24 protein-coding genes and 1 riboswitch are annotated in these 23576 nt (G+C 71.7%); of the genes, 10 read left to right on the forward strand and 14 right to left on the reverse strand.

Going from position 1 to position 23576, the window contains the following annotated elements:
• The first annotated feature begins 54 nt into the window (after positions 1–54).
• Complete coding sequence (locus AB0B57_RS10405; protein ID WP_357067497.1) at positions 55–639, forward strand: RNA polymerase sigma factor; 585 nt, start codon at positions 55–57, stop codon at positions 637–639.
• Positions 636–1568: a CU044_5270 family protein gene (locus tag AB0B57_RS10410; RefSeq protein WP_357067500.1), complete on the forward strand. Its 933-nt coding sequence runs from the start codon at positions 636–638 to the stop codon at positions 1566–1568. Before AB0B57_RS10405 ends, AB0B57_RS10410 begins: the two co-directional genes overlap by 4 nt.
• Before the next feature lie 60 nt (positions 1569–1628).
• Here the strand turns inward: AB0B57_RS10410 and AB0B57_RS10415 are convergent, their stop codons facing one another.
• Entirely contained in the window at positions 1629–2087 is a 459-nt protein-coding gene (locus tag AB0B57_RS10415) for a MarR family winged helix-turn-helix transcriptional regulator (RefSeq protein ID WP_357067502.1), read from the reverse strand.
• Positions 2088–2184: 97 nt separating this feature from the next.
• On the opposite strand from AB0B57_RS10415, the gene AB0B57_RS10420 reads away from it, so the two are divergent.
• Positions 2185–2637, forward strand: a complete 453-nt coding sequence (locus AB0B57_RS10420; RefSeq protein WP_357067504.1) for a MarR family transcriptional regulator — start codon at positions 2185–2187, stop codon at positions 2635–2637.
• A gap of 6 nt (positions 2638–2643) precedes the next feature.
• On the opposite strand, the gene AB0B57_RS10425 is transcribed toward AB0B57_RS10420, so the two are convergent.
• Both AB0B57_RS10425 and AB0B57_RS10430 read right to left on the reverse strand, forming a co-directional pair.
• Positions 2644–3333 (reverse strand): hypothetical protein, encoded by a 690-nt coding sequence (locus AB0B57_RS10425; RefSeq protein WP_357067506.1) that lies wholly within the window; start codon positions 3331–3333, stop codon positions 2644–2646.
• A gap of 83 nt (positions 3334–3416) precedes the next feature.
• Positions 3417–3878 (reverse strand): peroxiredoxin, encoded by a 462-nt coding sequence (locus AB0B57_RS10430; RefSeq protein ID WP_357067508.1) that lies wholly within the window; start codon positions 3876–3878, stop codon positions 3417–3419.
• A 197-nt stretch (positions 3879–4075) separates the two neighbouring features.
• Here AB0B57_RS10430 and AB0B57_RS10435 point away from each other — a divergent pair, with 197 nt between their 5' ends.
• Positions 4076–4804, forward strand: a complete 729-nt coding sequence (locus tag AB0B57_RS10435; RefSeq protein WP_357067510.1) for an SDR family oxidoreductase — start codon at positions 4076–4078, stop codon at positions 4802–4804.
• A gap of 47 nt (positions 4805–4851) precedes the next feature.
• On the opposite strand, the gene AB0B57_RS10440 is transcribed toward AB0B57_RS10435, so the two are convergent.
• From AB0B57_RS10440 to zwf, 3 genes are all read right to left on the reverse strand, one after another.
• Positions 4852–4977: a hypothetical protein gene (locus AB0B57_RS10440; RefSeq protein WP_357067512.1), complete on the reverse strand. Its 126-nt coding sequence runs from the start codon at positions 4975–4977 to the stop codon at positions 4852–4854.
• Positions 4974–6386, reverse strand: coding sequence for an OFA family MFS transporter (locus AB0B57_RS10445; RefSeq protein WP_357067514.1), 1413 nt, complete (start codon positions 6384–6386; stop codon positions 4974–4976). Before AB0B57_RS10445 ends, AB0B57_RS10440 begins: the two co-directional genes overlap by 4 nt.
• Positions 6387–6505: 119 nt before the next feature.
• Positions 6506–7885: a glucose-6-phosphate dehydrogenase gene (zwf, locus tag AB0B57_RS10450; RefSeq protein WP_357067516.1), complete on the reverse strand. Its 1380-nt coding sequence runs from the start codon at positions 7883–7885 to the stop codon at positions 6506–6508.
• A 220-nt stretch (positions 7886–8105) separates the two neighbouring features.
• Between zwf and AB0B57_RS10455 the strand changes: the two genes are divergently transcribed.
• Positions 8106–8888, forward strand: coding sequence for an alpha/beta hydrolase (locus tag AB0B57_RS10455; RefSeq protein WP_357067518.1), 783 nt, complete (start codon positions 8106–8108; stop codon positions 8886–8888).
• A 44-nt stretch (positions 8889–8932) separates the two neighbouring features.
• Here the strand turns inward: AB0B57_RS10455 and AB0B57_RS10460 are convergent, their stop codons facing one another.
• A complete protein-coding gene (locus tag AB0B57_RS10460; protein WP_357067520.1) occupies positions 8933–10546 on the reverse strand; it encodes a DUF885 domain-containing protein in 1614 nt (537 codons plus the stop codon).
• Between the two features lie 486 nt (positions 10547–11032).
• On the opposite strand from AB0B57_RS10460, the gene AB0B57_RS10465 reads away from it, so the two are divergent.
• Positions 11033–12034, forward strand: a complete 1002-nt coding sequence (locus AB0B57_RS10465) for a tyrosine-type recombinase/integrase (protein ID WP_357067522.1) — start codon at positions 11033–11035, stop codon at positions 12032–12034.
• Between the two features lie 24 nt (positions 12035–12058).
• On the opposite strand, the gene AB0B57_RS10470 is transcribed toward AB0B57_RS10465, so the two are convergent.
• Complete coding sequence (locus AB0B57_RS10470) at positions 12059–13177, reverse strand: NAD(P)/FAD-dependent oxidoreductase (RefSeq protein WP_357067524.1); 1119 nt, start codon at positions 13175–13177, stop codon at positions 12059–12061.
• Between the two features lie 52 nt (positions 13178–13229).
• Here AB0B57_RS10470 and AB0B57_RS10475 point away from each other — a divergent pair, with 52 nt between their 5' ends.
• Positions 13230–13922 carry a TetR/AcrR family transcriptional regulator gene (locus AB0B57_RS10475; protein WP_357067526.1) on the forward strand — a complete coding sequence of 231 codons (693 nt, stop codon included), beginning with the start codon at positions 13230–13232 and terminating at the stop codon, positions 13920–13922.
• A gap of 44 nt (positions 13923–13966) precedes the next feature.
• Here AB0B57_RS10475 and AB0B57_RS10480 read toward each other — a convergent pair whose 3' ends face one another.
• Both AB0B57_RS10480 and AB0B57_RS10485 read right to left on the reverse strand, forming a co-directional pair.
• Positions 13967–14767 (reverse strand): alpha/beta hydrolase, encoded by an 801-nt coding sequence (locus AB0B57_RS10480; protein WP_357067528.1) that lies wholly within the window; start codon positions 14765–14767, stop codon positions 13967–13969.
• Positions 14768–14829: 62 nt separating this feature from the next.
• The gene (locus AB0B57_RS10485) at positions 14830–15609 is read right to left on the reverse strand and encodes an endonuclease/exonuclease/phosphatase family protein (protein WP_357067530.1); all 780 of its coding nucleotides are present in this window, start codon (positions 15607–15609) and stop codon (positions 14830–14832) included.
• A 184-nt stretch (positions 15610–15793) separates the two neighbouring features.
• Here AB0B57_RS10485 and AB0B57_RS10490 point away from each other — a divergent pair, with 184 nt between their 5' ends.
• Positions 15794–16567: a TSUP family transporter gene (locus AB0B57_RS10490; protein ID WP_357067532.1), complete on the forward strand. Its 774-nt coding sequence runs from the start codon at positions 15794–15796 to the stop codon at positions 16565–16567.
• Positions 16567–17352 (forward strand): GNAT family N-acetyltransferase, encoded by a 786-nt coding sequence (locus tag AB0B57_RS10495; RefSeq protein ID WP_357067534.1) that lies wholly within the window; start codon positions 16567–16569, stop codon positions 17350–17352. Before AB0B57_RS10490 ends, AB0B57_RS10495 begins: the two co-directional genes overlap by 1 nt.
• On the opposite strand, the gene def is transcribed toward AB0B57_RS10495, so the two are convergent.
• Positions 17332–17841 carry a peptide deformylase gene (def, locus tag AB0B57_RS10500; RefSeq protein WP_357067536.1) on the reverse strand — a complete coding sequence of 170 codons (510 nt, stop codon included), beginning with the start codon at positions 17839–17841 and terminating at the stop codon, positions 17332–17334. The two genes, AB0B57_RS10495 and def, sit on opposite strands and share 21 nt — an antisense overlap.
• 10 nt (positions 17842–17851) lie before the next feature.
• Positions 17852–19138 (reverse strand): chorismate-binding protein, encoded by a 1287-nt coding sequence (locus tag AB0B57_RS10505; RefSeq protein WP_357067538.1) that lies wholly within the window; start codon positions 19136–19138, stop codon positions 17852–17854.
• Positions 19139–19285: 147 nt separating this feature from the next.
• Between AB0B57_RS10505 and AB0B57_RS10510 the strand changes: the two genes are divergently transcribed.
• The gene (locus AB0B57_RS10510) at positions 19286–19486 is read left to right on the forward strand and encodes a DUF5999 family protein (RefSeq protein WP_007460326.1); all 201 of its coding nucleotides are present in this window, start codon (positions 19286–19288) and stop codon (positions 19484–19486) included.
• A gap of 135 nt (positions 19487–19621) precedes the next feature.
• Here AB0B57_RS10510 and gcvP read toward each other — a convergent pair whose 3' ends face one another.
• Together gcvP and AB0B57_RS10520 are read right to left on the reverse strand one after the other, a co-directional pair.
• Entirely contained in the window at positions 19622–22444 is a 2823-nt protein-coding gene (gcvP, locus tag AB0B57_RS10515; protein ID WP_357067540.1) for an aminomethyl-transferring glycine dehydrogenase, read from the reverse strand.
• 75 nt (positions 22445–22519) lie between these two features.
• Positions 22520–22618: riboswitch (glycine riboswitch) on the reverse strand.
• Between the two features lie 64 nt (positions 22619–22682).
• On the reverse strand, positions 22683–23528 hold the full coding sequence (locus tag AB0B57_RS10520) for an NAD-dependent protein deacetylase (protein WP_357067542.1): 846 nt from the start codon (positions 23526–23528) through the stop codon (positions 22683–22685).
• Positions 23529–23576: the final 48 nt, after the last annotated feature.

A 23576-nucleotide genomic window follows, 5' to 3' on the forward strand; every position in this document is an offset into this window, starting at 1 on the left:
CCGGCGGCCGATGATTGATCGGGAACTCGCCAGCGGCAGCGGACAGATACAGGTGTGACAGCCGAGATGCGGGCCCGGATCCGGGCCGGAGACTCCGACGCGTTGGGTGAGCTCTTCGACGAGCACGCCGACGCGGTTCATCGACATGCGCTGTGGAGCGGGAGCGATCCGGCGCACGCCGAGGACGTGGTGTCGCTGACCTTCCTGGAGGCGTGGCGGATCCGCGAGTCCCTGCGCCCGGACGGGGACAGTCTGCGGCCGTGGCTGCTGGGGATCGCGACAAACGTGCTGCGCAACCGCCGCCGGGCGGCGCGCCGACACCGGGAGGCGTTGCGGCGGTTGCCGGTGCGCGACACCGTCCCGGACTTCGCCGACGCCGTGGTCGACCGGATGCACGACGCCGAGCAGGTGGCTGCCGCCCTGGCCGGGCTGCGGGCGCTGCGCCGCGCGGACCGGGAGGTGTTCCTGCTCTGTGTGTGGTCGCAACTGGACTACGCGGCGGCGGCCGAGGCGCTGGGCGTACCCGTCGGGACCGTGCGCTCCCGGCTGTCGCGGGCCCGCGTCCGACTGCGCGCGCTGGCGCAGCAGGAACTGGCCGGCACCCCGATGACCCCCGTCGAGCAGGGAGAGTACCGATGACAGAGCCGTCCGCTCCGCCCGTGCCGGCTCTGCCGGCGGTGCGCCGACAGGCGCTGCGGCATCATCTGCTGACCGAGGTCCGGCGGCCGTCGCGGCGGCCCCGACGGGTACGGGTGCTCGTGCCGGTGTCGGCGGCGTTGGCCGTCGCGATCACGACCGGGATGATCACCCAGCCGTGGGCACCGGACAGCGCGCCACTCGTCGTCCCGGTCGCGCAGGGCGAACGCCTCGGCGCGACGCTGCTGCTCAACCGGATGGCCGCGGCCGCCGCCGCGAAGCCGGTGCCACCGGCGGGCACGGGCCGCTACGTCTACATCAGGAGCCGGGGGGCCTTCGCCGAACTCGGCGACGGCCCGGCGCGGCTGCGACAGGTGCACGAGCGGGAGATCTGGATCCCCCGCGACGAGCGGGGTGAGGGCCTGCTGCGGCAGCCGTTCTTCGACGCGCCGATCGTCGGCGTGATTCCTGAGCGCGAGACGCTTACCGACGTGACACCGAACGCCGCGCTGGTCGACCTGCCCGAGGACCCAGACGCCCTGCTGGCGAAGCTGTACGCCGAGCGCGCCCAGCGGGGCCCGGGCACCAGCCGCGACGGTGCGGCGTTCACCGCGATCGGCGACATCCTGCGCGAGTCGTTGGTGCCGCCGCGCACGAGCGCCGCGCTCTACCGGGCCGCGGCGAAGATCCCCGGGGTCGAGATGGTGCGCGGAGCCACCGACGCGGCCGGACGGCGGGGGATAGCCGTCGCGCACACCGAACGCAGCCGCCGCGACGAGTGGATCTTCGATGAGCAGACGTTCGACTATCTCGGTGAGCGCAGCTATCTCGTGGCGGACACCGCCGACGGGCCGGCCGGGACGGTGTTGGGCACGACCGCGGTGCTGCAACGGGCCGTGGTGTCGCAGCTCGGGCAGCGCCCGGCGCGGTAGGTGACCAGGCGGCCGGCACCCAACGCGCTGGGTGCCGGCCGCCTGACTGCCGGCGTCCGGTCAGGCTGGGATCGCCGCCAGCTCGGCGTTCGCGCGGTGGGTGACGAGGGTGAGCACCCGGGCTGCCGTGCTGGCCTCGTCGGTGGGGATGTCCGCGTACAGCCGGGCACTGAGGTCCGCGACGGCGGCGACGACGCCGCGCTGGGCGGCGTGACCGGTGTCGGTGAGCGCCACCAACGGCTCCTCGCCGGCCGGGGAGGAGGGGCGCTCGACCGTTGCCAGGCCGGCGTCGACGAGGTGGGCGATCAGCTGGTGCACGGTCGGCTCGTCGACCTTGAGGGTGCTGGTGACCCGCTGCGTGAGGTGTGCGGCCTCGACCGGGCCCTGGGCGAGGGCGTTGAGGGCGACCAGTTGGGTGAACGTGACGCCCAGGGGTGCGGTGGCCCGTTCGAGCAGGGCGCGGGTGGCGTAGTGGGCTTGGCCGATGACCTGCCCGTTGAGGGTGGGGACGGTGGACATGACGCCTCCTTCGAAACGTTGGCCGGGCCAACGTTGGTCGCGCCAACGTAACACTCGATTGTGGGTTGCGCCAACGATTACTGGTAGACTGCACCCCATGGACCACGCGGCCCCGCAGTCACCCGCCGGGCTGCGCACCACCCCGACCTGGCTGCTCAACCAGACCGCCACCCACGCCGGCCGGCTCATCAGCGAGGCCTTCGCCGCGCACGACCTGCGCGGCTACCACTACCGGCTGCTCGCCACCCTCGCCGAGGACGGGCCGGCCAGCCAGGCCGACCTCGGCCGCCGCTGCGGCATCGACCGCAGCGACGTCGTCGCCGCCGTCAACGACCTGGCCGGCCGAGGGCTCGTCGTGCGCGCCCCCGACCCGGCCGACCGCCGCCGCAACATCATCAGCAGCACCGAAGCCGGCGCCGCCGAGGCCCGCCGGCTGGGCGACACCCTCGACCGCGTCCAACACGACCTGCTCGCCCCGCTGTCCACCACCGAGCGTGCCCAACTGACCCGACTGCTCACTCGGCTACTGGAGCACCACAGCCGGCCCTGACCCGCCTCAGCGGGCCTCGCGCAGCTCCGCCAGCCGGGCCTCGATCTCGGCCAACTCGGCGCGCAGCTTCTCCGCCTGCTGCTCCGCCTCGGCCCGCTCGGTGCCGAGGATCTGCTCCACCGCCTCCTGCACCCCGGGCACGTCCACCAGCGCCACCATCTTCAACGCCTCCGCCGGCTTCACCACGTACGGCTTCGCGAGAGCCTTGCTGCCCTGCTGCGCCGCGACGGTCCACTCACCGTCGGCGTACGCCAACGTCACCGTCAGCCCCGCCGGACCCTTCGGCTTGACGGCCTTGACCGCCCGCCGCGCCGGCGGCTTCTCCGTCTGCTCCACCTTCGGCTCCTCCTGTCGCTGCGCGGGCACCCGCGGCGTGTCCAACACGAACTCCGGCGCGGGCGGCGTCACGGGCGCCTCCTGCGGCTCCGGCTCCGGCTTCGCCTCCACCACCCGACGACCCGCACCCTTGGGCGCCACCGCCAGGTCGGCGGGGGAGAACGGCAACTCGTCGCGACCGAAGCGCACCACCACGAACTCGTCAGACACCTCCGGGTCGGTCAGCTCGACCACCTGACCAACCTGACCGGCGATCTGCCCCGCCGCCGCGGTGAACACCACCCGCGGCTTGCGCCCGGCCGCCAACGCCTCCCGGATGCTCTGCACCTCGCTAGTGGACAAACCCTGGCCGGCATCCATCACAACCCTCTTCCGTACACCTGTTTGATTGCTGTCTTGATACCAGCCGGCTGCGACACCCGCCGCACGGGGCTCACCGCCGCTCAGCCGCCCAAGGCGCGCAGCGCCCGGTCCGCATGGTCGTTCATGCTGACCTCGCTGTGGATCACCTCGATGATCCGCCGGTCCGTACCGATCACGAACGTCATCCGCTTCATGCTCAACGGCCCCAACGGCACCCGCCGCCTGACCCCGAACAGCTGCGCCACCGTGCCGTCGACATCCGACAGCAGCGGATAGTCGAAACCGTGCAACTTCGAGAACTCGGCCTGCTTGGCCACCGGGTCCCGACTGATGCCCACCCGCGACGCACCCAGCGCCGTGAACTCCGCCGCCAGGTCCCGGAAGTGGCAGCTCTCCGCCGTGCACCCCCGAGTCATCGCCGCCGGATAGAAGAACAACACCACCGGCCCGGTCGCCAGGAACTCCGACAGCCGCCGCGGCGTGCCCGTCTCATCCGGCAGCTCGAAATCCCGCACCACGTCGCCGACACCCACACCCGCCACCGCACACCTCCGTTGTCCGATCGAACGCGCGGTGAGCGTAAGCGATCACACCCGGAACGCCGCCACCTCGTCGGCCTGGGCCCGCCCGCGCCGCGCCCGCCCGCCGCAGGTGACCCTCCTCCCGACGAACCCGGCCGCGCCGGTCACGGTAGCGTCGGCGCGACCGACGCGCAGCCGACAGAAGCTCGGGAGGCACCATGGCACCCGTCACCGTCATCACCGGCGGCGGCCGTGGCATCGGCGCGGCCACCGCCCGCCGCCTCGCCCAGGCCGGTCACCACATCGCCCTGTGCTACCGCCGCGACGACACCGCCGCCGCGACCGTCCTGACCGACCTGCGCACCGCCGGAGCACAGGCCATCGCGGTACGCGCCGACACCACCGACCCCGACCAGGTCGCCGGCCTGTTCGACGCCGCCACCCAACTCGGCCCCCTCACCGGCCTGGTCAACAACGCCGGCGTCACCAGCCCCATCGGGCCCTTCACCGAGCTACGCGTCGACGACCTGCGCCGCGTCGTCGACGTCAACCTCGTCGGCTACGTCCTCTGCGCCCAACAGGCCGCCCGCCGACTCACCGACGGCGGCGCGATCGTCAACGTCTCGTCGGCCGCCGCCACCCTCGGCAGCCCGGGGGAGTACGTGCACTACGCCGCCGTGAAGGCCGCCACCGACACCCTCACCATCGGCCTCGCCAAGGAACTCGCCCCCAGGGGCATCCGGGTCAACGCCGTCGCACCGGGCATCGTGCGCACCGACATCCACGCCGACTCCGGCGTACCCGACCGCGCCGACACCGCCGTCGGTCGCATCCCCCTGGGCCGCGCCGGTGAACCCGACGAGATCGCCGCCGCCATCGCCTGGTTGCTCGGCCCCGACGCCTCGTACACCACCGGCACCGTCCTGCGGGTCTCCGGCGGCCTGTGAGCCGGGGCGCGCGGCACCCCGGCTCACCGCTCAGGGCGTGCACACCCTCAGTGCGTGAACAGCTTCGCCGCCGTGATGACCGTCTGCACCACCCCGTAGCCGAGCAGCACCGCCACCACCAACCAGGAGGTCCACAACCGGGCCTGCTGCCCGGATCGGCTGTCGTCGCTCATCGCGTGCCACTCCTCTCCGCCACGGTGTCCTCATCCACGCCACGCTCCGACGACGGTTCGTGGTAGCGCTGCGGCACCGGCCGCACCAGCAGGTTCGCCACGAACCCCACGGCCAACACACCCACCATCGTGAACAACGCCGGCCGGTACGCCGCCGCCGTCAACGAACCCGGCTCACCCTGCGCGTCGAGGAAACCGTTGACGATCAGCGGACCCGCGATCCCCGCCGCCGACCAGGCGGTCAGCAACCGGCCATGGATCGCACCTACCTGGAACGTGCCGAACAGATCCCGCAGGTACGCCGGCACCGTGGCGAACCCACCGCCGTAGAACGACAGGATCACGCACGCCAACAGCACGAACAACGCCGTCGCGCTCTGCCCGACCAGGGCCAACAGCGCGTACAGCACCATGCCGACCCCCAGGTACACCAGGTAGATCGGCTTGCGACCGATGACGTCCGACGTCGACGACCACACGAACCGGCCGGCCATGTTGAACAGCGACAGCAGCCCCACGAACCCGCCGGCCGCCGCCACCGACACCGCCGACGTGCCGTTGTCCCGGAAGAAGTCCTGGATCATCGGGCTGGCCTGCTCCAGGATGCCGATGCCCGCGGTCACGTTGCAGAACAGCACCACCCACAGCAGCCAGAACGAGCGGGTCCGCACCGCGTTCGCCGCCGACACGTTCGCCGTGGTGACAAGCGGTTTCGCCGCCACACTCGCCGGGTCGAACCCGGCCGGGCGCCAACCCTGCGCCGGCACCCGCACGTTCGCCACCCCGAACATCATGATCACGAAGTAGCCCAGGCCGAGCGTCACGAACAACCACACCAGCGCGCTGCCCGACGCCGTCGAGCCCGCGTTGGCCGGATCGTAGCCGGCGTCGAACAACGACAACAGTTGCCGCGACAGGGGAGAGGCGACCATCGCCCCACCACCGAACCCCATGATCGCCAACCCGGTGGCCAGACCCGGCCGATCCGGAAACCACTTGATCAACGTGGAGACGGGGGAGATGTACCCAATGCCCAGACCGATGCCGCCGAGCAACCCGTAGCCCAGATACAGCAACCACAACTGCTTCGTGGCGATACCCAACGAACCCACCAGGAAGCCCGCCGCCCAGAAACAGGCCGAGACGAACATCGCCTTACGCGGCCCGTTCGCCTCCACCCAGGTCCCGGCGACCGCCGCGGACAACCCCAACATCACGATCGCGATGCTGAAGATCACCCCGATCGCGGTCTGACTGGTGTCGAAGTGGGCGATCAGCGAGTTCTTGTAGACGCTTGTGGCGTACACCTGACCGATGCAGAGGTGGATGGCCAACGCCGCCGGGGGAATGAGCCACCGGCTGTAGCCGGGCGGCGCGACGGTGTGCCGACGATCGAGTGCGGAAAGCATGCGCTGCTTCCTCTCCGACGAGGACGAGAGACGTCCCGCACAACGTGCCCACAGCACACCCAGGCGGCAAACCTCACCAGCGCCGGACGGTCCCTCCGCTGAGCTGAGCGGTCAGTCAGCTACCGCAGGTCCGGCGTGTGCCAGCCACCCGCCAACGCCTCGGCGTCCGCCGGACCCCAACTGCCCCTGTCGTACGACTGCACCGCCGCCGGCAAGTCCAGGATCGGCTCGACAACGCGCCACTCCTGCTCGATCGTCTCCTCGCGCGCGAAGCGCAGGTGCAGCCCATCCATCGCGTCGTCGAGCAGCCGCTCATACGCCTCCTGACGACGACCGAAAGCCGCGCCGAAGTCGACGGACAGATCCACCGGACGACTCGCCACCTCGGCACCCGGACTCTTCGCCTGGATCGACATCGTGATGCCGTCCCCACGCCCGAGCCGGAACCGCAGCAGATTCGCAGCCGTCGCCGTGCCCCGCTCGGCCGGGATCAGCGAACGCTGCGGCTGCTTGAACTCGACCACGACCTCCGTCGCCGTCCCCGGCAACGACTTACCGGCCCGCAGGTAGAACGGCACACCGGCCCAGCGGGGGGAGTCGACTGTCAACCGGGTGGCCACGAACGTCTCCGTGTTCGAATCCGCTGCCACCCCCGGCTCGTCCCGGTAACCGGCGTACTGACCCCGCACGGTGAACTCCGGCGACAACGGCACGATCTGCCGCAACACCGACACCTCCGCCGCACGGAACGCATCGACGTCCTCGCTGTCGGGTGCCTCCATCGCGATCAACGCGACGACCTGCAGGATGTGGTTCTGCAACACGTCCCGGGTGGCACCCACCGTGTCGTAGAAGCCGGCGCGGCCCTGCGTGCCGAAACCCTCAGCCAGGGTGACCTGGACGTTGTCAATGTGCTGGTTGTTCCACAACGGCTCGAACAACCGGTTGGCGAACCGGAAGGCATACAGACCCTCGACGGCCTCCTTGCCCAGGTAGTGGTCGATACGGAACACCCGCTCCGGATCGAAAGCCCCCCGCAGCGTCCGATCCAACTCGCGGGAGGACTCCAGGTCACGCCCGAACGGCTTCTCCACGATCACCCGACCCCGATCGGCCAGACCGGCCGCCGCGAGACCCTGCACCACGGCACCGAACACCGCCGGAGGGATCGCCAGATAGAAGACCGGCCGCTCAGCACCCCGCAGACGCTCGGCCAGCCGCTGGTACGTGGCCGGATCCGCGTAGTCACCCGAGATCATCGACAGGTTGTGCGCCAGCACGTCGAAGGTCTCGTCGTCGACCTCGTCGTTGGCCTCGGCGACCGACTTACGAGCCGTCGTGACGAGCTGCTGATCATCCCAGGGGGACCGGGCCACGCCGATCACCGGGACATCGAGGCGGCCGCGCCGAGTCAACTCGTACAGCGCCGGGAACAGCTTCTTCGAGACGAGGTCGCCGGTGACGCCGAACAGCACTACCGCATCTGAGCGCATGTGCATGGCACTTCCATTCGATCACGTTGTCCTGATCTTCCGAACGGACAACGGCACGACCCGTACCGAGAATTCCCCGGCGGCCGGCGCGCGTGAGGTCGGCGACAGCGACGGCGCCTACCGTGCAGGCTTACCGACCCGATGGACCAGCGCCCTCCACCATCCCCTTCACCGCACCGCCACGGCATGAGACGTTGGTGCACCACCACCACCCACAAGGACTCCCATGAACCTGGCGTTCCACCAAACAGCGGCAACCGGACCAGCGGTGGTGTGCCTGCCCATGTTCAGCCTGAGCCGCGCCGCCACGGCCGCCGCCTTCAGCCCCGCCCTCGCCGGCGCGGGCCTCCGCGAGATCTACCCGGACCTGCCCGGCCACGGAGAAACCCCCGCGAACTGCGCACCCACCTCCCAGGCAGTGCTGGACACCGTCTGCGCGTGGCTCGACCACCACCTCGACGCACCGGCCCTACTGGCCGGCGGCTCCTACGGCGCGTACCTGGCCGCCGGCATCGCACGCCAACGACCCGACCTCGTCCGCGGCCTGCTCCTCGTCTGCCCCGGAGTCACCATCGCCCGCGACAGCCGCGACCTGCCCGACGACCCACCGCTCACCGCGCCCCCGGGCTGGCTCGACGCCGCCCCCACCGCCCTGCACCAGCACTTCGACGCCGCCCTGGGCCAGCGCACCCCCGAGGTCGTCGCGACGGTGCTCGCGGCACTGGACTCCGGCGGCCCCGGCGACGCGACGTTCCAGCAGAAACTGCAGTCCAGCCCCGACTACGCGCTGCCCGACGAGACCACCGAGGTCGCCTTCGACGGCCCGGTCACCGTGCTCACCGGCCGCCAGGACCGGATCGTCGGCTACGCCGACCAGTTCCGCGCCATGCGCCGCTATCCCCGCGGCACCTACACCGTGCTCGACGCGGCCGGACACTACCTCCCGTACGAACAGCCCACCCCGCTGCGATCACTCACCCAGGACTGGCTGCGCCGTACGCACACCTGACAGCGCGAGCTGGGGGAGCGGGGCCGTGCACGAGTGGTGCCCGGTCACCCTGGAAGGGCGGCCGTCAACTGATCCAAGCCCAGCGAACCCAGCTCCAGGGCCTGCCGATGGAATGCGCGCCGGTCGCCGGGGAAGGACGAGCGGCCTGCCAGCCACACCCGCTCACCCACCTTGTAGGTCAGTGCCTGCCCTGGCCGGCCCAGATAACGCGCGAGTTCGGCGGACGCGTACGGCCCCTGGTGGCAGCGGTCCCGCAGCAGCGCCAGCGCGGCATCCGGCGTCCACACCGCCCCGTCACCTGAGGGCATCGCAAGTCGCAGGTGCAGGCCGATGTCGAGCACGACCCGTGCCGCCCGCAGCAGCTGCATGAACAGGTACCCCAATCGTGCACCCGGCTGCTCGTAGAACCCGAGCTCGTCCATGAACCGCTCGGCGTACAGCGCCCAGCCCTCCTGGCTGCCCGAAAGACCGCCGAGCAGGTTCAGCCGCTGCCCGAGACCTCCCCGGCAGACCTCGGAGCCGAGCTGGAGGTGGTGGCCGGGGACACCCTCGTGGTAGGCGGTGCTGTGGGCATACCAGGTGGGGAAACTCGCCGCGTCCTCGGGGAGGGACCACCAGATGCGACCCGGTCGCGTCAGGTCCCGCGACGGCCCGGTGTAGGCAATGCCGGACGACGTGGTCAACCGCGACTCGATGCGCCGCAGCGGGGCGGGGATATCGAAGTGGACGCCGTCCAGCCGCTCGGTGGCGGCCTCCAACAGCTCCTGCAGCCACGCACCGAACGCCTCCCTGCTGTGCAGCGTGCCGGGCGCGTCGGGGCTGGCGAACCGGGCGAGCACCTCTGGCACGCTCCCGCCCAGCACGTTCGCCTCCGCGATCAGCTCTGCCTCGGTCGCCCGGAACTCGTCCCAGCCCCACTCGTACAGCTCGCGCAGGTCGGGCTCGGCGGCGAGGAAGGTGCGCACCCAGAGCGCGTACCGCTGCTGGCCGAACGCCTCCTGCGCAACGGCCCGCGGTGCCAGGTCCGCGGTCAGCATCTCGGCCAGTTTCCGGTACGCCTCTCGCGAGCCCGTCGCCGCGGCCTGCAACGACGCCCGCTGACGCCCCTCGCCGTAGCGATCCACCAGGGCGACATCGTCGTCGACCCAGTTACGGCAGCGCTGCGCGACGAGCTCCACCTGACGGCGCGCCGGCAGATTGCCGCGCTCCGCGGCGAGGAGAAGACTGCGGGCGTACCCGTCCAGGGCCGCGGGGATCGCGGCCAGGCGTGCGCCGACCCGAGCCCAGCCCTCCTCGAAGGCCGCGCCCTCGGTGCCGCGGCCGGGCACCGCGGCCTCGACGGCCTGGCGGATGAGCTGGGGCGGACCGGTGGCCGCCGCGTGCAGTTCGCGCAGATCCTCCCCGGCGTCGTGGATGGCGACACGCGTGTGCAGCCGTTCCGCGAGGTGGGCGTACAGCGGGGTCGCGGCCGGCGGTGCGTCACCCAAGATCTCAAGCTGGCGCAGGGCGCGGGCGGCGAGGTCGGCGCGGGCCTGGTGGCCCTCCGGGCTGTAGTCGGTAAGCCCGTCGACATCCTGCTCGCCAGCCTCGACGACCGCTGTGCAGGGGTCGAGGCCAGCCATGTCGCACAGGAGTCGATCCGCGAAGTCCTCGATCACGCCGGCAATGCTAGGGCGTTGCGGGGTGTGCCGCAGCAGCGCCAGAGCCGATTCGATAATGCACATTATGTAAAGTAAGCCGGGTTGGCTGGTCCCCTCGCGGTCTTCGGTCGCGCGTCAGGCCCGGCGGGCAGGCATCCTCATGGGATCGGACGAGGCGCGCGTCGACCGGCGGAATGCGGTGGCGCGCCGACCGGCCAGGCCGGCCGTTCTCGCGGTGGTGCCGGCTGCGGCGCGTGTCGGGCAGGTGTGGCATTGGGTGCCTGTCGAGCTGCCCGATGAATGGGTCACGGCTGCTGATTGGGTCATGGCTGCTCGGCGCCGCGACGGGCTGCCCCGCAGTCCGCGGACGACCCGCCCCGTCAGTGGGGCAGCTCGACAGGCGCTCAACAGCAGGCGGCGACGGCCCTGGCCGCCTGAGCGAGGCCCCGCCTCTCCCCTCGCTCACCCTTCCCGGAAAGGCGAAAATGCTGCATAATATCCCTTATGCATGACAAAAAGGACGAATCGCTCGGGATGCTGATCGAGGAGTTCCTGACCGCCCGGGCCACCCGCAAGCCCTCCCCGCACACCCTGGACGCGTACCGCCGGGATCTGCACACGGTGGCCGCCCTGATCGCCGAAGATGCCGCCCCTCCCCTGCCCCTGGCCGCGCTGTCGATCACCGACCTCTCCCCCCGGGTGATGCGCGCGGCCTTCGCTCGGTTCGCCGCTCCCCGGGCGGCCGCGTCGGTGCACCGGGCCTGGTCCACCTGGAACAGCTTCTGCTCGTTTTTGGTGGCCGAGGGGCTGATGGCGGGCAACCCGATGCCGGCGGTCGGGCGACCTCGGGCACTACTCCCCCAGCCGAAGCCGCTGCGCGGCACGGACACCCCCGAGGTGCTGCTCGCGTCGGTGGCGCGCGACGACGGCCGGCAGCGTGACCCGTGGCCGGAGCGGGACGTGGCGGTGTTGGCGGTGGCGTTGTGCGCGGGGCTGCGCCTGTCGGAGCTGCTGGCGTTGCGGGTTGGTTCGCTGGTGGGTCGGCCGGGTGAGCGGCGCATCGAGGTGGCCGGCAAGGGCGGGCGGCCCCGGGTGGTGCCGATCGAGTCCGATCTGGATCGGGTGGTGGCGGACTACCTGGACAGTCGGCGTCGGCGCTTCGGGGTGCGGTCGGTGCGCTCCGATTCGGCGTTGCTTGTGGATCGGCAGGGTGAGCCGCTACGTCGTGGTGGGCTGCAGTATCTGGTGGAGTCGTGTTATCGGCGGGCGGGCATCGGGGACCGGGTGCCGCGTGGGGCGCGGCTGCACGCGTTGCGGCACACGTTCGCGACCCGGTTGGCGGAGGACGGGGCGAGCGCGGCGGAGATCATGCGGTTGTTGGGGCACGCGTCGTTGGCGTCGTCGCAGACGTACATCGAGGTGACGGCGGGGCAGCAGCGTGAGGCGGTGCGGGCCAACCGCACCAATCGGGTGTTGGCGTCGCTGATGGGGGTGGACCGGGATTGAGCGGGTGGCCGCGTGGTGCTGGGGTCAGGATGGTTGGACGTCGTCGAAGAGGGCGAGGGCTTCGGCGGGGTCGGGGCTCACGAGGCGTTCCAGGCCGGCTGTCGTGATCTTCGCCCAGGTGGCGGCTCGTGCCCACATCTGTTCCTCGAAGGCGCGTACGGCCTGGTCCAGGTCTTGGGGGTTGGCGGCGATGGCTTCGGCGAGTTCGGCGCCGTCGAGCATGGCGAGGTTCGCGCCTGCGCCCAGTGGTGGCATCAGGTGGGCGGCGTCGCCCAGTAGCGTCACCCCGCGGACGTGGGTCCAGGTGTGGGATTCGGGCAGGACGTAGAAGGGGCGGTGGACGAAGGCGGTGCCGTGGCCGAGGAGGTCGAGGAGGGGCGGGGCCCAGCCGTCGAACAGGGCCAGCAGGCGCGTTCGGGTGGCCTCGACGTCGGTGGGGTCCAGGTCCGCGTGCCAGTCCAGCGGGGCGCGGAGTTTGGCGTACACCTTGACGTGGCCGCCGCTGTTGCGTTGGGCGACGAGGGATCGGTTGACGCCGTAGGCGGCCACTGAGCCGTCGCCGATCAACTGGGCGAGGTCGGGGTGGCGGGTGTCGATGTGGTCGAGGGAGGTCTCGACCGAGGTGACGCCGGTGTAGTGCGGTGTGACCGGTGAGACTGCCGGGCGGACGCGGGACCAGGCGCCGTCCGCGCCGACCACGAGGTCGAACGTCTCTTGCCGTCCGTCCGCGAAGTGGACAGGCGTGCCGTCGGCGGTCCTGGGCAGCACCTGTGTCACCTCTCGCCCCCACTGCGTGTCGAGTGTGTCGAGCAGGAGGTCGCGGAGGTGTCCGCGGTCGATTTCCGGGTTGGTCTGTTCGTCGGGTCGGGGTTGCCAGTCCCGCAGGACGGTGCCGGCGGTGTCCAGGATGCGCATGGCCTGCCCTTCGGGGCGGGACAGTGCCTGGAAGTCGGCGAGCAGGCCGGCTTTGTCCAGTGCCAGTTGGCCCAGCCCTTCGTGCAGGTCGAGGGTGCCGCCTGGGGGGCGGGCGTCGGGTGCAGGGTCGCGTTCGAGGATGGTGACGGGGTGGCCGTGGCGGTGCAGGACGCGGGCGAAGGTGAGGCCTGCGGGGCCACCTCCGACCACCGCGATACGCTGTCTCATGGCGATACACCGTATCGGCTCGTAGAATGCGTCGCAACAGCAGGGAGTGACCATGACGGTGTGGGACCGGCCGGAGCCGCCGACTTCCCCGGTGCCGCTCGACCGGGAGCGGATCATCGCGGCCGCCGTCGCGCTGGCCGACGAGGGTGGGCTGGAGGCGGTGTCGTTGCGCAAGGTCGCGGCCCGGTTGAACGCCGGCCCGATGCGGCTGTATGGGTACATCTCCACCAAGGACGAGCTGTTCGACCTCATGGTGGACGAGGTGCACGCCGAGCTGCTCCCCGGGGAGCAGCCCGGTGAGTGGCGGGAGGCGTTGCGTGTCCTCGCCCACCGCACCAGACGGGCTGTTCTGCGGCACGAGTGGCTGGCCGACCTGCTCGGTGGTCGCCCGACCCTGGGGCCGAACGGTTTCGCCGTGACCGAGGCCAAGCTGGCCGCCCTCGACGGCCTCGCCGACGTCGACACCGTGCTGCGGGCCGTGGAAACTGTCAGCGCCTACGTCACCGGTGCGATCAGGCGCGAGGTCGCGAACCTGCGGGCCGAGCGTGCCACGGGCCTGTCCAAGCGCGACTGGCAGCGCGCCTCCGGCCCGCACCTGACGACGATGTTGGCCACGGGCCGCTTCCCGGCGCTGAGCAGGGCCGTGCACGACGGCGCGGAGGTGGACGCCGAGGTGTCCTTCGCGACCGGTCTGGACTGGGTCCTCGACGCCGTGGCCGCCAAGCTGACCCGACCGCCGGCGTAGCGCGCAACCGCCCGCTGACCGTGAACAGCGAGCGTCCGCGCCGGTCAGCGGGCGTGCCGCAGCGCCCAGTCGAGGGCGTGGTCGGCGATGCGCTGCCAGCCGTGCTGGGCGGGCAGCAGGTGGGCGTACCCGTCGTAGAGCTCGACCTCGGTGATGGTGTCGCCCTGGTAGTGCGCGGCGTTGGCGCGTTGCACGCTGGGCGGCATGATGTGGTCTTCGGAGCCGGAGATGAACAGCAGCGGGGCGCGTTTGTCGTTGTGGTAGTCGACGGCGATGTCCTGCGGGCCGGGCAGCAGGTTGGCCAGGACGCCGTCCCAGAGGATGCCGCCGGCGGCGGGGATGGCGTAGCGCTCGTACAGGGCGCGGGCCTCGTCCTCGTCGAAGGTGTTGGTGAACGCGTAGTTCCACTGGTCGAAGGTGAAGCCGACGGCCCGGTGCCGGTTGGCGGGGTTTTTCAGGACCGGGAAGGTGGAGCGCAGCTGCGAGAAGGGGGTCACCGTGACGCCTTCGGTGGGTGCGGAGTTGAGCACGACCGCCGAGGTGCCGTACCCGCGGTCGAGCAGCACCTGCGTGAACGCCCCGCCGGCGGAGTGGCCCATGATGATCGGCGGTGTGGGCAGTGCGTCGAGTACGGCGCACAGGTGCGCGATGATCTGCGGCGCGGTGAGTGTCTCCAGGGGGCTGGGGTCGGCGTTGATCGCTTCGACCTCGGCTTCCAGCCCGGGGTACGTGGGGGTGAGCACCTGGAAGCCGTTGGCCCGGTAGTGGGTGGCCCAGTGTTCCCAGCTGCGGGGGGTGACCCAGAACCCGTGGATGAGCACGATCGTGTCCGGTGTGTCGCTCATGGTCAGCTCCGTGGCGGTGGTGGTTTCCAACCTACGCACCGCCGGGCGGGTGGCCGGCGGGTTCAGCCGAGGTCGACCAGCAGGGGGCGGTGGTCGGAGACGGTGGACGGTGGTGCGGTGACGGCCCGTACGGGTGGGAGCTGGTCGAGGGCGTGCCGGTCGGCGAGGATGTGGTCGAGTTGCACGCGGGGCTGCCCGGAGGGGTAGGTGGGGCGGCGGCCCAGGGGGTGCCAGCCGGAGATGAGTCGGGCGGGGCCGGCGGGCAGGTTGAGGTCGCCGAGCAGGATGCGGGGGCCGGGTAGTGCGCGCAGGGCGCGGACGGTCTGGCGCAGTTGGCGGGCGTTCCAGCCGGGTACGAAGGACAGGTGGGTCGCGGCGACGGTGAGTGGGCCGTGTGGGGTGTCCAGGACGGCGGCGAGGACGACGCGGGGTTCGTCGTGCAGCAGGATGAGGCCGCCGCGGGGGCCGGGTACGTAGACCGGGGATCGGACGGGTGCGGGCTTGAGCCGGGTGATGTGCCAGCTGCGCACGGGGTGGCGGCTGATCAGGCCGATGCCGTAGCAGGGTTCGCCGTGCCCGTCGTCGTCGTGGCGCAGTGGGCGGAACTGTTCGCCGGGGGTGCCGACGAGGGCGGCGGCGAAGCGGTGCTGTGGTGCGTCGAGGGCGTGCGCGGCGATGGTGGTGAGGTCCAGGTTGCCGCTGCGGTGTTGGTCGCGGTCGACCTCCTGGAGGGCGAGGACGTCGGCGTCGAGGGCGCGGACGGCGGCGGCGAGGCGGTCGGAGTTGACGAGCCCGTCGCTCAGGGATCGTCCGTGCAGCACGTTGAAGGTGGCCAGGCGCACGTCTGCACCCTACGTCCCCGTGACAGGGTTACCGGGTGGCGAAGGTGTTGCTGTGTTCCGTGCTGGTGTTCGTGGCGGTCGGCGCGTTGGGGGTGTGGTTGCGGCGTTCCCGGGGTCGCTGACCGGGTGAGGCTGGCCACTCCGGTGCCGGTCGGGGGTGCCCCGGTGGGGAGAATTGCCGCCCGTGGACGCCGTATCGCTGAGTACCCTGTTGGCCGCTGCCGCGATGGCGGGGTGGGTTGACGCCGTGGTCGGTGGTGGTGGGTTGTTGCTGCTGCCGGCGTTGCTGGTGGCCGCGCCGGGGTTGCCGGTGGCCACCGCGCTGGGCACGAACAAGCTGGCTGCGATCTTCGGTACGGCCACGGCGGCGGCGACGTACGCGCGGCGGACCGAGGTGGATTGGCGGGTGGTGGCGCCGGCGGCGGGGCTGGCGGTGGTGAGTGCCGGCGTGGGCGCGGCGCTGGCCGGGGCGGTGCCGGCGTCGGCGTACCGGCCGGTGGTGCTTGTCGTGTTGGTGGCGGTGGCCGTGTTCGTGCTGCTGCGTCCCCGGTTGGGGGTGGTGGCGGTGCCGCGGCGGCGTACCCCGGTGCGGGTGGCGGTGGTGATCGCGGTCGCGGGGGTGGGCATTGCCCTGTACGACGGGTTGATCGGTCCGGGCACCGGCACGTTCCTGGTGTTGGCGTTCACCACCCTTGTCGGCGCGGATTTCGTGCACGGTTCGGCGATGGCGAAGGTCGTCAACGCGGGAACGAATCTGGGTGCGTTGGTGGTGTTCGGGTTGACCGGGCATGTGTGGTGGTTGCTGGGCGCGGGCATGGCGGTGTGCAACATCGCGGGGGCGGTGCTGGGTGCGCGGATGGCGTTGCGCCGTGGGTCGGGTTTCGTGCGGGTGGTGCTGCTGGTGGTGGTGTTGGCGTTGGTCGCGAAGCTGGGGCACGATCAGTGGGTGGCTCGCTGATGCCGGTACGGGCGGAGCACGACCGGGCGGTGCTGGCGCGGCTGCTGGGGCGTGACCCGGTGCTGCACGCCTACCAGTTGGGTGACCTGGACGACTTCTTCTGGCCGTACACGTCGTGGTTTCGCCGTGCTGACCAGGTGGCGTTGCTGTACCACGGCACCGACCTGCCGACGTTGTTGGCGTTCGCCGCGCCGGCGGACACCGCGGCGCTGTCGGTGTTGCTGGCGCAGGTGGCGCCGGTGCTGCCGGCCCGGCTGTACGCGCACCTGTCCCCCGGTCTGACCGGTGTGCTGGCTGGGTCGTTCCGCCTGGATGCCGGTGGCCGGCACCACCGGATGGCGTTGACCGATCCGGGGCGGCTGGGCGCGGTGTCCCCGGCGGGGGTGGTGTTGGGGGCGGCGGATCTGCCGCAGGTGCGGGAGTTGTACGCGCAGGCGTACCCGGGTAACGGGTTCGACGAGCGGATGATGCAGACCGGGCAGTACCTGGGGATACGCGACGGGGGTGCGTTGGTCGCGGTGGCCGGGGTGCACGTGTTCTCGCCGACGTACCGGGTGGCGGCGTTGGGTAACGTCACGACGCATCCGCGGTGGCGGGGGCGGGGGCTGGCCGCGTCGGTGGTGGCGGCGTTGTGCGCGCGGCTGCGGGAGAGCGTGCCGCATGTGACGCTGAATGTGAGGGCGGACAACGCGGCTGCGGTGCGGCTGTACGAGCGGGTGGGTTTCACCCGGGTCGCCGACTACGACGAGTGGACGTTGACGGCGCTAGGCGCGGCGGCTGGGTGAGTCGAAGCGCCCGGCGCGGATCTCGCGCAGGGCTCGGCGGCGGGTGTCCCCGCGCAGGGTGTCGACGTACAGGGTGCCGTGCAGGTGGTCGGTCTCGTGTTGCAGGGCGCGGGCGAGGAATCCGCTGCCGGTGATGGTGAGCGGCTCACCGTGTTGGTCGACGCCGTGGGCGGTGGCGTGCAGCGCCCGGACGGTCGGGAAGTACAGGCCGGGGATGGACAGGCAGCCTTCCTCGTCGTCCTGGAGCTCGTCGGAGAGCTCGAGGGTGGGGTTGATGAGGTGGCCGCGGTGCCCGTCGGCGTCGTAGACGAACACCTGGGCGCTGACGCCGATCTGTGGTGCGGCGACGCCGGCGCGGCCGGGGGCGCCGAGCAGGGTGTCCATCAGGTCGGTGACGAGCGTGCGCAGCTCGGCGTCGAAGGTGGTGACCGGCTCGCATCCGGTGCGTAGGACGGGGTCGCCGATGATCCGGATGGGCCGCATGGTCATGGGGGTGAGTTTATCGCCGGTGGTGGGTGCTTCCGCGTCCGGCCAGGGTGGCGCGGATCGGGGCGGTCTTCGCGGCGGCTTCGGCGACCTCGGCGTGGGCGTCGCTGTCCCAGGTGATGCCGCCGCCGGCCCAGGTGTGCAGGTGCTGGCCGTCGGCGGCGGCGGTGCGGATGGTCAGGCCCAGGTCGACGTGCCCGGGGGTGACCCAGCCGAGTGCGCCCATGCTGGCGCCTCGGCCGACGGGTTCGAGGGCGTTGATCTGGGTGAGGGCGGCGTGTTTGGGTGCGCCGGTCACGGAGCCGCCGGGGCAGGTGGCGCGCAGCAGGTCGGCGAGGCCGAGGCCGTCGGCGGCGGTGGCGCGGACTGTCGACTCGGCCTGCCACAGGTCGCACCAGCGGCGTACGGCGAACAGGTCGTCGACGGTGACGGTGCCGGTGCGGGCGATGCGGGCGAGGTCGTTGCGTTCCAGATCGACGATCATGATGTGTTCGGCGCGTTCCTTGGCGCTGGCGAGCAGGTCGGCGCGGCCGGCGGCGGTGGCCGGGCGGGTGCCCTTGATGGGTCGGGTGATCAGCTGCCCGTCGGTGACCTCGATGAGGGTTTCCGGGGAGGCGCAGCCGATCGCCCAGCCGTCGCCGGTGAGGACACCGCCGTAGCGGGCGCCGGGGAGCGCGCCGAGGCGACTCAGGGCGGGTAGGGGGTCGCCGGTGTAGCGGGCGGCGGCGTGCCCGACGAGGTTGGTCTGGTAGACGTCGCCGCGGCTGATGGCGGCGCGGACCGCGTCGACGGCGTCGGCGTGTTGGCGGGTGGTCCAGCTGTCGGTCCACGGGCCGAGCCACCAGGGGGTGGGTGCGGCCGGTGGGGTGGCCCGGGTGGGGCCGTGCTGGTAGACGACGACGGTGAGGTCGGGCAGGGTCGGCGCGGGTTCGGGTGCGGTGGTGGGTGCGCCGGCCAGGTGCGCGCCGGCCGCGGCGGACAGGTAGAGCGCGGCGCCGCACACCCCGCTGTCCTGGTGGGGGCGGGCGGGTCGGGTCAGGTCGTGCAGGGGCAGACCGTGCGCGGCGAGGAACTCCTCGGCGAGTGCCGCCGGGTCGCCGCCGTCGCGGCGGTGCCACTGCAGGCGGGTGCGTTCGGTGAGCGAGTCCCGACACGCGGCGGGTGCCGCCGGCACATCGACAGATGCCGCCGGCACATCGAGCGACGCCGCCGCGCTGCGGTACGCCGCGGCCGGGCCGCTGCCCGCGGCCACCGCAGCCGCGCTGCTGCCCGCGGTATACGCCTGTGGGAGCGTTTCCACGCCGTATGGTCCGACCTTCCTCATCCGTTCAGTGGATTTCCCGTGCGCCGGGCCGACACCTGCTCGATGCTGGACACTTTCGCTTGGTACTGTGCGTCACTGGTCATGTGAACCATGACACAGTGCCCCCACAGTCCGGAGAACCCGATGTGCCAGCACCAACCGACCTGCCCCTCCGCTGAAGCCACCGACCGGGAAGCCGCGCGAGTCCTCGCCTGCTTCCGTGAGCAGGGCTGGAGCCTGCTCTGCAACGGTGTGATCGTTTTCGAGGACACCGGCGAGTTGCTGCCCGACGGCAGCAGCATCGCACCGCACCGCGGTCCTGCCCGCCACGCCCTCGTGGCCTGATTGACCACCCAGCGTCACCGTTTAGCCGCCGCCGACCCAGGCTAGTCCCCCGGTAAGGGACGTCCCCGCCCAGGTCGCAGCGGCTGCCGGGGCAGGCCGTAACCGCCCGCCCCGGCGCGCCGTCGAACGGCGTTGTCAGTCCTCGAACGCCTCCGGCGACGGGCACGAGCAGACCAGGTTCCGGTCGCCGTACGCGCCGTCGATGCGCCGCACCGGCGGCCAGTACTTCTCGGCCCGGTCCACCCCGGCCGGGTACGCGCCCACCGACCGCGGGTACGCGTGCGACCACTCGTCACCGCTGACCATCGCCGCGGTGTGTGGCGCGTTCGCCAGGGGGTTGTCCCCCAGCGGCCACGCCCCGGAACCCACCTGGTCGATCTCCGCCCGGATGGCGATCATCGCGTCGCAGAACCGGTCCAGCTCGGCCAGGTCCTCACTCTCGGTCGGCTCCACCATCAGCGTGCCCGCCACCGGGAACGACATCGTCGGCGCGTGGAACCCGTAGTCGATCAGCCGCTTCGCCACGTCGTCGACGCTCACCCCGGTCGACTTCGTCAACGGCCGCAGGTCGAGGATGCACTCGTGGGCCACCAGGCCCTTGTTGCCGGCGTAGAGCACCGGGAAGTGTCCCCGCAGACGGGCTGCCACGTAGTTCGCGGCGAGGACCGCCACCCCGGTGGCCCGGGTCAGGCCCTGCGCGCCCATCATCCGCAGGTACGCCCACGGGATCGGCAGGATGCCCGCCGACCCGTACTTCGCCGCCGAGATCGCCGGCGTGGCGTCCGCGTGCGCCCCGAGCGGGTCGCCGGGCAGGAACGGCGCCAGGTGCGCGCGCACCGCGACCGGGCCCACACCGGGGCCACCGCCGCCGTGCGGGATGCAGAACGTCTTGTGCAGGTTCAGGTGCGACACGTCCGCGCCGAACTTGCCGGGCTTGGCGAACCCGACCAGGGCGTTGAGGTTCGCCCCGTCGACGTACACCTGACCGCCGGCGTCGTGGACCTTCGCGCACAGCGACGCGATGCCCGTCTCGTACACGCCGTGCGTCGACGGGTACGTCACCATGATCCCGGCGAGCGCGTCCCGATGCTTGTCGATCTTCGCGTCCAGGTCGACCAGGTCGACGTTGCCGTCCTCGTCGCAGGCCACCACGACGACCCGCATGCCGGCCATCACCGCCGACGCCGCGTTCGTGCCGTGCGCCGACGACGGGATCAGGCACACGTCGCGGTGCGACTCACCCCGCGACGCGTGGTAGGAGCGGATCGCGAGCAGCCCGGCCAGCTCACCCTGCGACCCGGCGTTGGGCTGCACGCTGACCGCGTCGTAGCCGGTCACCTCGGCCAGCCACGACTCCAGCTGGCCGATCATCTCGCGGTACCCGACGGTCTGCGCGTCCGGTGCGAACGGGTGGACGTTCGCGAACTCGGCCCAGCTGACCGGCTCCATCTCGGTGGTGGCGTTCAGTTTCATCGTGCACGACCCGAGTGGGATCATGCCCCGGTCCAGGGCGTAGTCGAAGTCCGACAACCGCCGCAGGTAACGCAGCATCGCCGTCTCGGAGTGGTGGCTGCGGAACACCGGGTGGGTCAAGAAGTCGCTGCCGCGCGTCAGGTCGGCCGGCAGGGCCGCGTCCACGGGCCCGTCGAACGCGGGCACCCCGAACGCCTCCCACACCAGTGCCAGGTGCGCGTCGGTGGTCGTCTCGTCGCAGGACATCCCCACCCGGTCGGCGTCGACCAGCCGCAGGTTCACGCCCCGCTGGGCGGCCGCCGCGACGACCTGCGCCGCCGCGCCCGGCACGCGCGCGGTGACGGTGTCGAAGAACGCGACGTCCGCGACGTCGACGCCACCGGCGCGCAGCCCGGCCGCGAGCCGCGCCGCCATCTGATGGGTACGCGCCGCGATGTCGCGCAGCCCGTCCGGGCCGTGGTACACGGCGTACATGCCGGCCATCACCGCGAGCAGCACCTGCGCGGTGCAGATGTTGCTGGTCGCCTTCTCCCGCCGGATGTGCTGTTCGCGGGTCTGCAACGCCAATCGGTAGGCCGGGTTGCCGTCCGCGTCGCGCGACACCCCGACCAGACGCCCGGGCAGCATCCGCTCCAGGCCCGCGCGTACCGCGAGGTAACCGGCGTGCGGCCCACCGAAGCCCATGGGTACGCCGAAGCGTTGGGTGGTGCCGGCGGCGATGTCCGCGCCGATCTCCCCCGGTGCGCGCAGCAGCGTCAACGCCAGCAGGTCCGCCGCGACGGTGACCAGGGCACCGACGGCGTGTGCGGCCTGCACGAGGCTGGCGTGCTCGCGTACCGCCCCGGACGCCCCCGGGTACTGCAGGTGCAGGCCGAAGAACTCCGCCGGCAACTCGTCGCGCTGCATGTCGAGGACCCGCACGTCGATGCCGAGCGGCTCGGCCCGACTGGTGATCACCGCGATGGTCTGCGGCAACGCGTCGGCGTCGACGACGTACACCCGGCTCTTGCTCTTGGAGGCCCGGCGGGCGAGGGTCATCGCCTCCGCCGCGGCGGTGCCCTCGTCGAGCATGGAGGCGTTCGCGGTGGTCAGGCCGGTCAGGTCGGTGACCATGGTCTGGAAGTTCAGCAGCGCCTCCAGGCGGCCCTGGCTGATCTCCGGCTGGTACGGGGTGTACGCCGTGTACCAGGCCGGGTCTTCGAGGACGTTGCGGCGGATCACCGCCGGGGTGTGCGTGCCGTGGTACCCCAACCCGATCATGGACACGGCGACGGTGTTACGCGCCGCGAGGGCCCGCAGCTCGGCGATCGTCTCGGCCTCGGTGGCCGGATCGGGCAGGTCCAGGGTGCCGTGCCAGCGGATCACCTCGGGGATCGCGGCGTCCATCAGCTCGTCGATCGAGTGATGCCCGACGACCTCCAACATCCGACGCTCGTCGTCGGGGCCGGGACCGATGTGACGGGTGGCGAACTGCTCTACGGTCATCAGGGGCACTCCCGGGGCGAGGTCGACGTGTCGGCCTCCCCCTCTGTCGCACCCGCGCAGGGGTGCTCCACAGTGCCTGCCCACGAGGTCCTTTTGCCTGAGAGGTTCCGGGGAGGATTTGCCCCTTCGGCGCCGCCCTGAGTGCCCTCGGGCGGTCTCTCCCACGTGGGTGTTACCGGCATGGTCAACGCTACCAGCGCCGGTGTTTCCGGCAGATGTCCGACCCCCGGCCGGGCTGTCACACCCCGACCGGCGCCGCACCACCCACCCGGCCGGCCAACTCCGACAGCAGCGCGCCCAGGGGCGCGTCGACGCAGATGGTGGCGTGGCCGTCACCACGGGTCGGCCCCTGGTTGACGATCGCCACCGGGATGCCCCGTTTCGCGGCGCGGATCACGAAACGGCGCCCCGACATCACCGTCAACGACGACCCGAGCACCAGCAACGACCGGGCCTGCTCCACGGCGGCGAAGCACCGCGCCACCCGCTGCGGCGGGACCGTCTCGCCGAAGAACACCACGTCCGGCTTCAACATCCCGGTGCCGCAGATGCCGCAGTCCACCGGCCGGAACGCGGCCACCTGCTCATCGGGGAGATCCACGTCACCGTCCGGGTTCACCGCGGCGACCTGGGCCACGAAGTCCGGGTTGGCCTCGCGCAACCGCCGGTCCACCTCCTCCCGGGAGGTCAGGTTGCCGCAGTCCAGGCAGATCACCTCGTCCAGGCGACCATGCAACTCGATCACCGACGTGCTGCCCGCCACACCGTGCAGACCGTCGACGTTCTGGGTGATCACCTCATCGACCAGGCCGGCGTGTTGCAGCCCGGCCACCGCCCGGTGCCCGGCGTTGGGCGCCGCACCCGCGATCAACCGCCACCCCAGGTGACTGCGCGCCCAGTAACGCCGCCGCGCGAGGGGATCCCGGGTGAACGCCTGGAAGGTCATCGGGGTGTGCCGCCGCGCCACCCCGCTGGGCCCCCGGTAGTCCGGGATGCCCGACTCGGTGGACAGGCCGGCGCCGCTGAGCACCACCACCCCACCACCGGCCACCAGCGCCCGCAACGCCTCGAAACTGTCCGTCACCCCTCCATGCTGCCTCAACCCACCCGCCCCCGCCGAACCCCCGGGACT

It is taken from the genome of Micromonospora sp. NPDC049101, assembly GCF_040648675.1.
Lineage (GTDB): Bacteria > Actinomycetota > Actinomycetes > Mycobacteriales > Micromonosporaceae > Micromonospora.

What these genes read in the sequence shown, in the direction of transcription:
- AB0B57_RS10410 (WP_357067500.1), top strand. Translation starts at nt 636, where the DNA reads ATGACAGAGCCGTCCGCTCCGCCCGTGCCGGCTCTGCCGGCGGTGCGC.
- AB0B57_RS10415 (WP_357067502.1), bottom strand. Translation starts at nt 2,087, where the DNA reads ATGTCCACCGTCCCCACCCTCAACGGGCAGGTCATCGGCCAAGCCCAC.
- AB0B57_RS10420 (WP_357067504.1), top strand. Translation starts at nt 2,185, where the DNA reads ATGGACCACGCGGCCCCGCAGTCACCCGCCGGGCTGCGCACCACCCCG.
- AB0B57_RS10425 (WP_357067506.1), bottom strand. Translation starts at nt 3,333, where the DNA reads ATGGATGCCGGCCAGGGTTTGTCCACTAGCGAGGTGCAGAGCATCCGG.
- AB0B57_RS10435 (WP_357067510.1), top strand. Translation starts at nt 4,076, where the DNA reads ATGGCACCCGTCACCGTCATCACCGGCGGCGGCCGTGGCATCGGCGCG.
- AB0B57_RS10440 (WP_357067512.1), bottom strand. Translation starts at nt 4,977, where the DNA reads ATGAGCGACGACAGCCGATCCGGGCAGCAGGCCCGGTTGTGGACCTCC.
- AB0B57_RS10445 (WP_357067514.1), bottom strand. Translation starts at nt 6,386, where the DNA reads ATGCTTTCCGCACTCGATCGTCGGCACACCGTCGCGCCGCCCGGCTAC.
- zwf (WP_357067516.1), bottom strand. Translation starts at nt 7,885, where the DNA reads ATGCACATGCGCTCAGATGCGGTAGTGCTGTTCGGCGTCACCGGCGAC.
- AB0B57_RS10455 (WP_357067518.1), top strand. Translation starts at nt 8,106, where the DNA reads ATGAACCTGGCGTTCCACCAAACAGCGGCAACCGGACCAGCGGTGGTG.
- AB0B57_RS10465 (WP_357067522.1), top strand. Translation starts at nt 11,033, where the DNA reads ATGCATGACAAAAAGGACGAATCGCTCGGGATGCTGATCGAGGAGTTC.
- AB0B57_RS10470 (WP_357067524.1), bottom strand. Translation starts at nt 13,177, where the DNA reads ATGAGACAGCGTATCGCGGTGGTCGGAGGTGGCCCCGCAGGCCTCACC.
- AB0B57_RS10475 (WP_357067526.1), top strand. Translation starts at nt 13,230, where the DNA reads ATGACGGTGTGGGACCGGCCGGAGCCGCCGACTTCCCCGGTGCCGCTC.
- AB0B57_RS10480 (WP_357067528.1), bottom strand. Translation starts at nt 14,767, where the DNA reads ATGAGCGACACACCGGACACGATCGTGCTCATCCACGGGTTCTGGGTC.
- AB0B57_RS10495 (WP_357067534.1), top strand. Translation starts at nt 16,567, where the DNA reads ATGCCGGTACGGGCGGAGCACGACCGGGCGGTGCTGGCGCGGCTGCTG.
- def (WP_357067536.1), bottom strand. Translation starts at nt 17,841, where the DNA reads ATGACCATGCGGCCCATCCGGATCATCGGCGACCCCGTCCTACGCACC.
- AB0B57_RS10510 (WP_007460326.1), top strand. Translation starts at nt 19,286, where the DNA reads ATGTGCCAGCACCAACCGACCTGCCCCTCCGCTGAAGCCACCGACCGG.
- gcvP (WP_357067540.1), bottom strand. Translation starts at nt 22,444, where the DNA reads ATGACCGTAGAGCAGTTCGCCACCCGTCACATCGGTCCCGGCCCCGAC.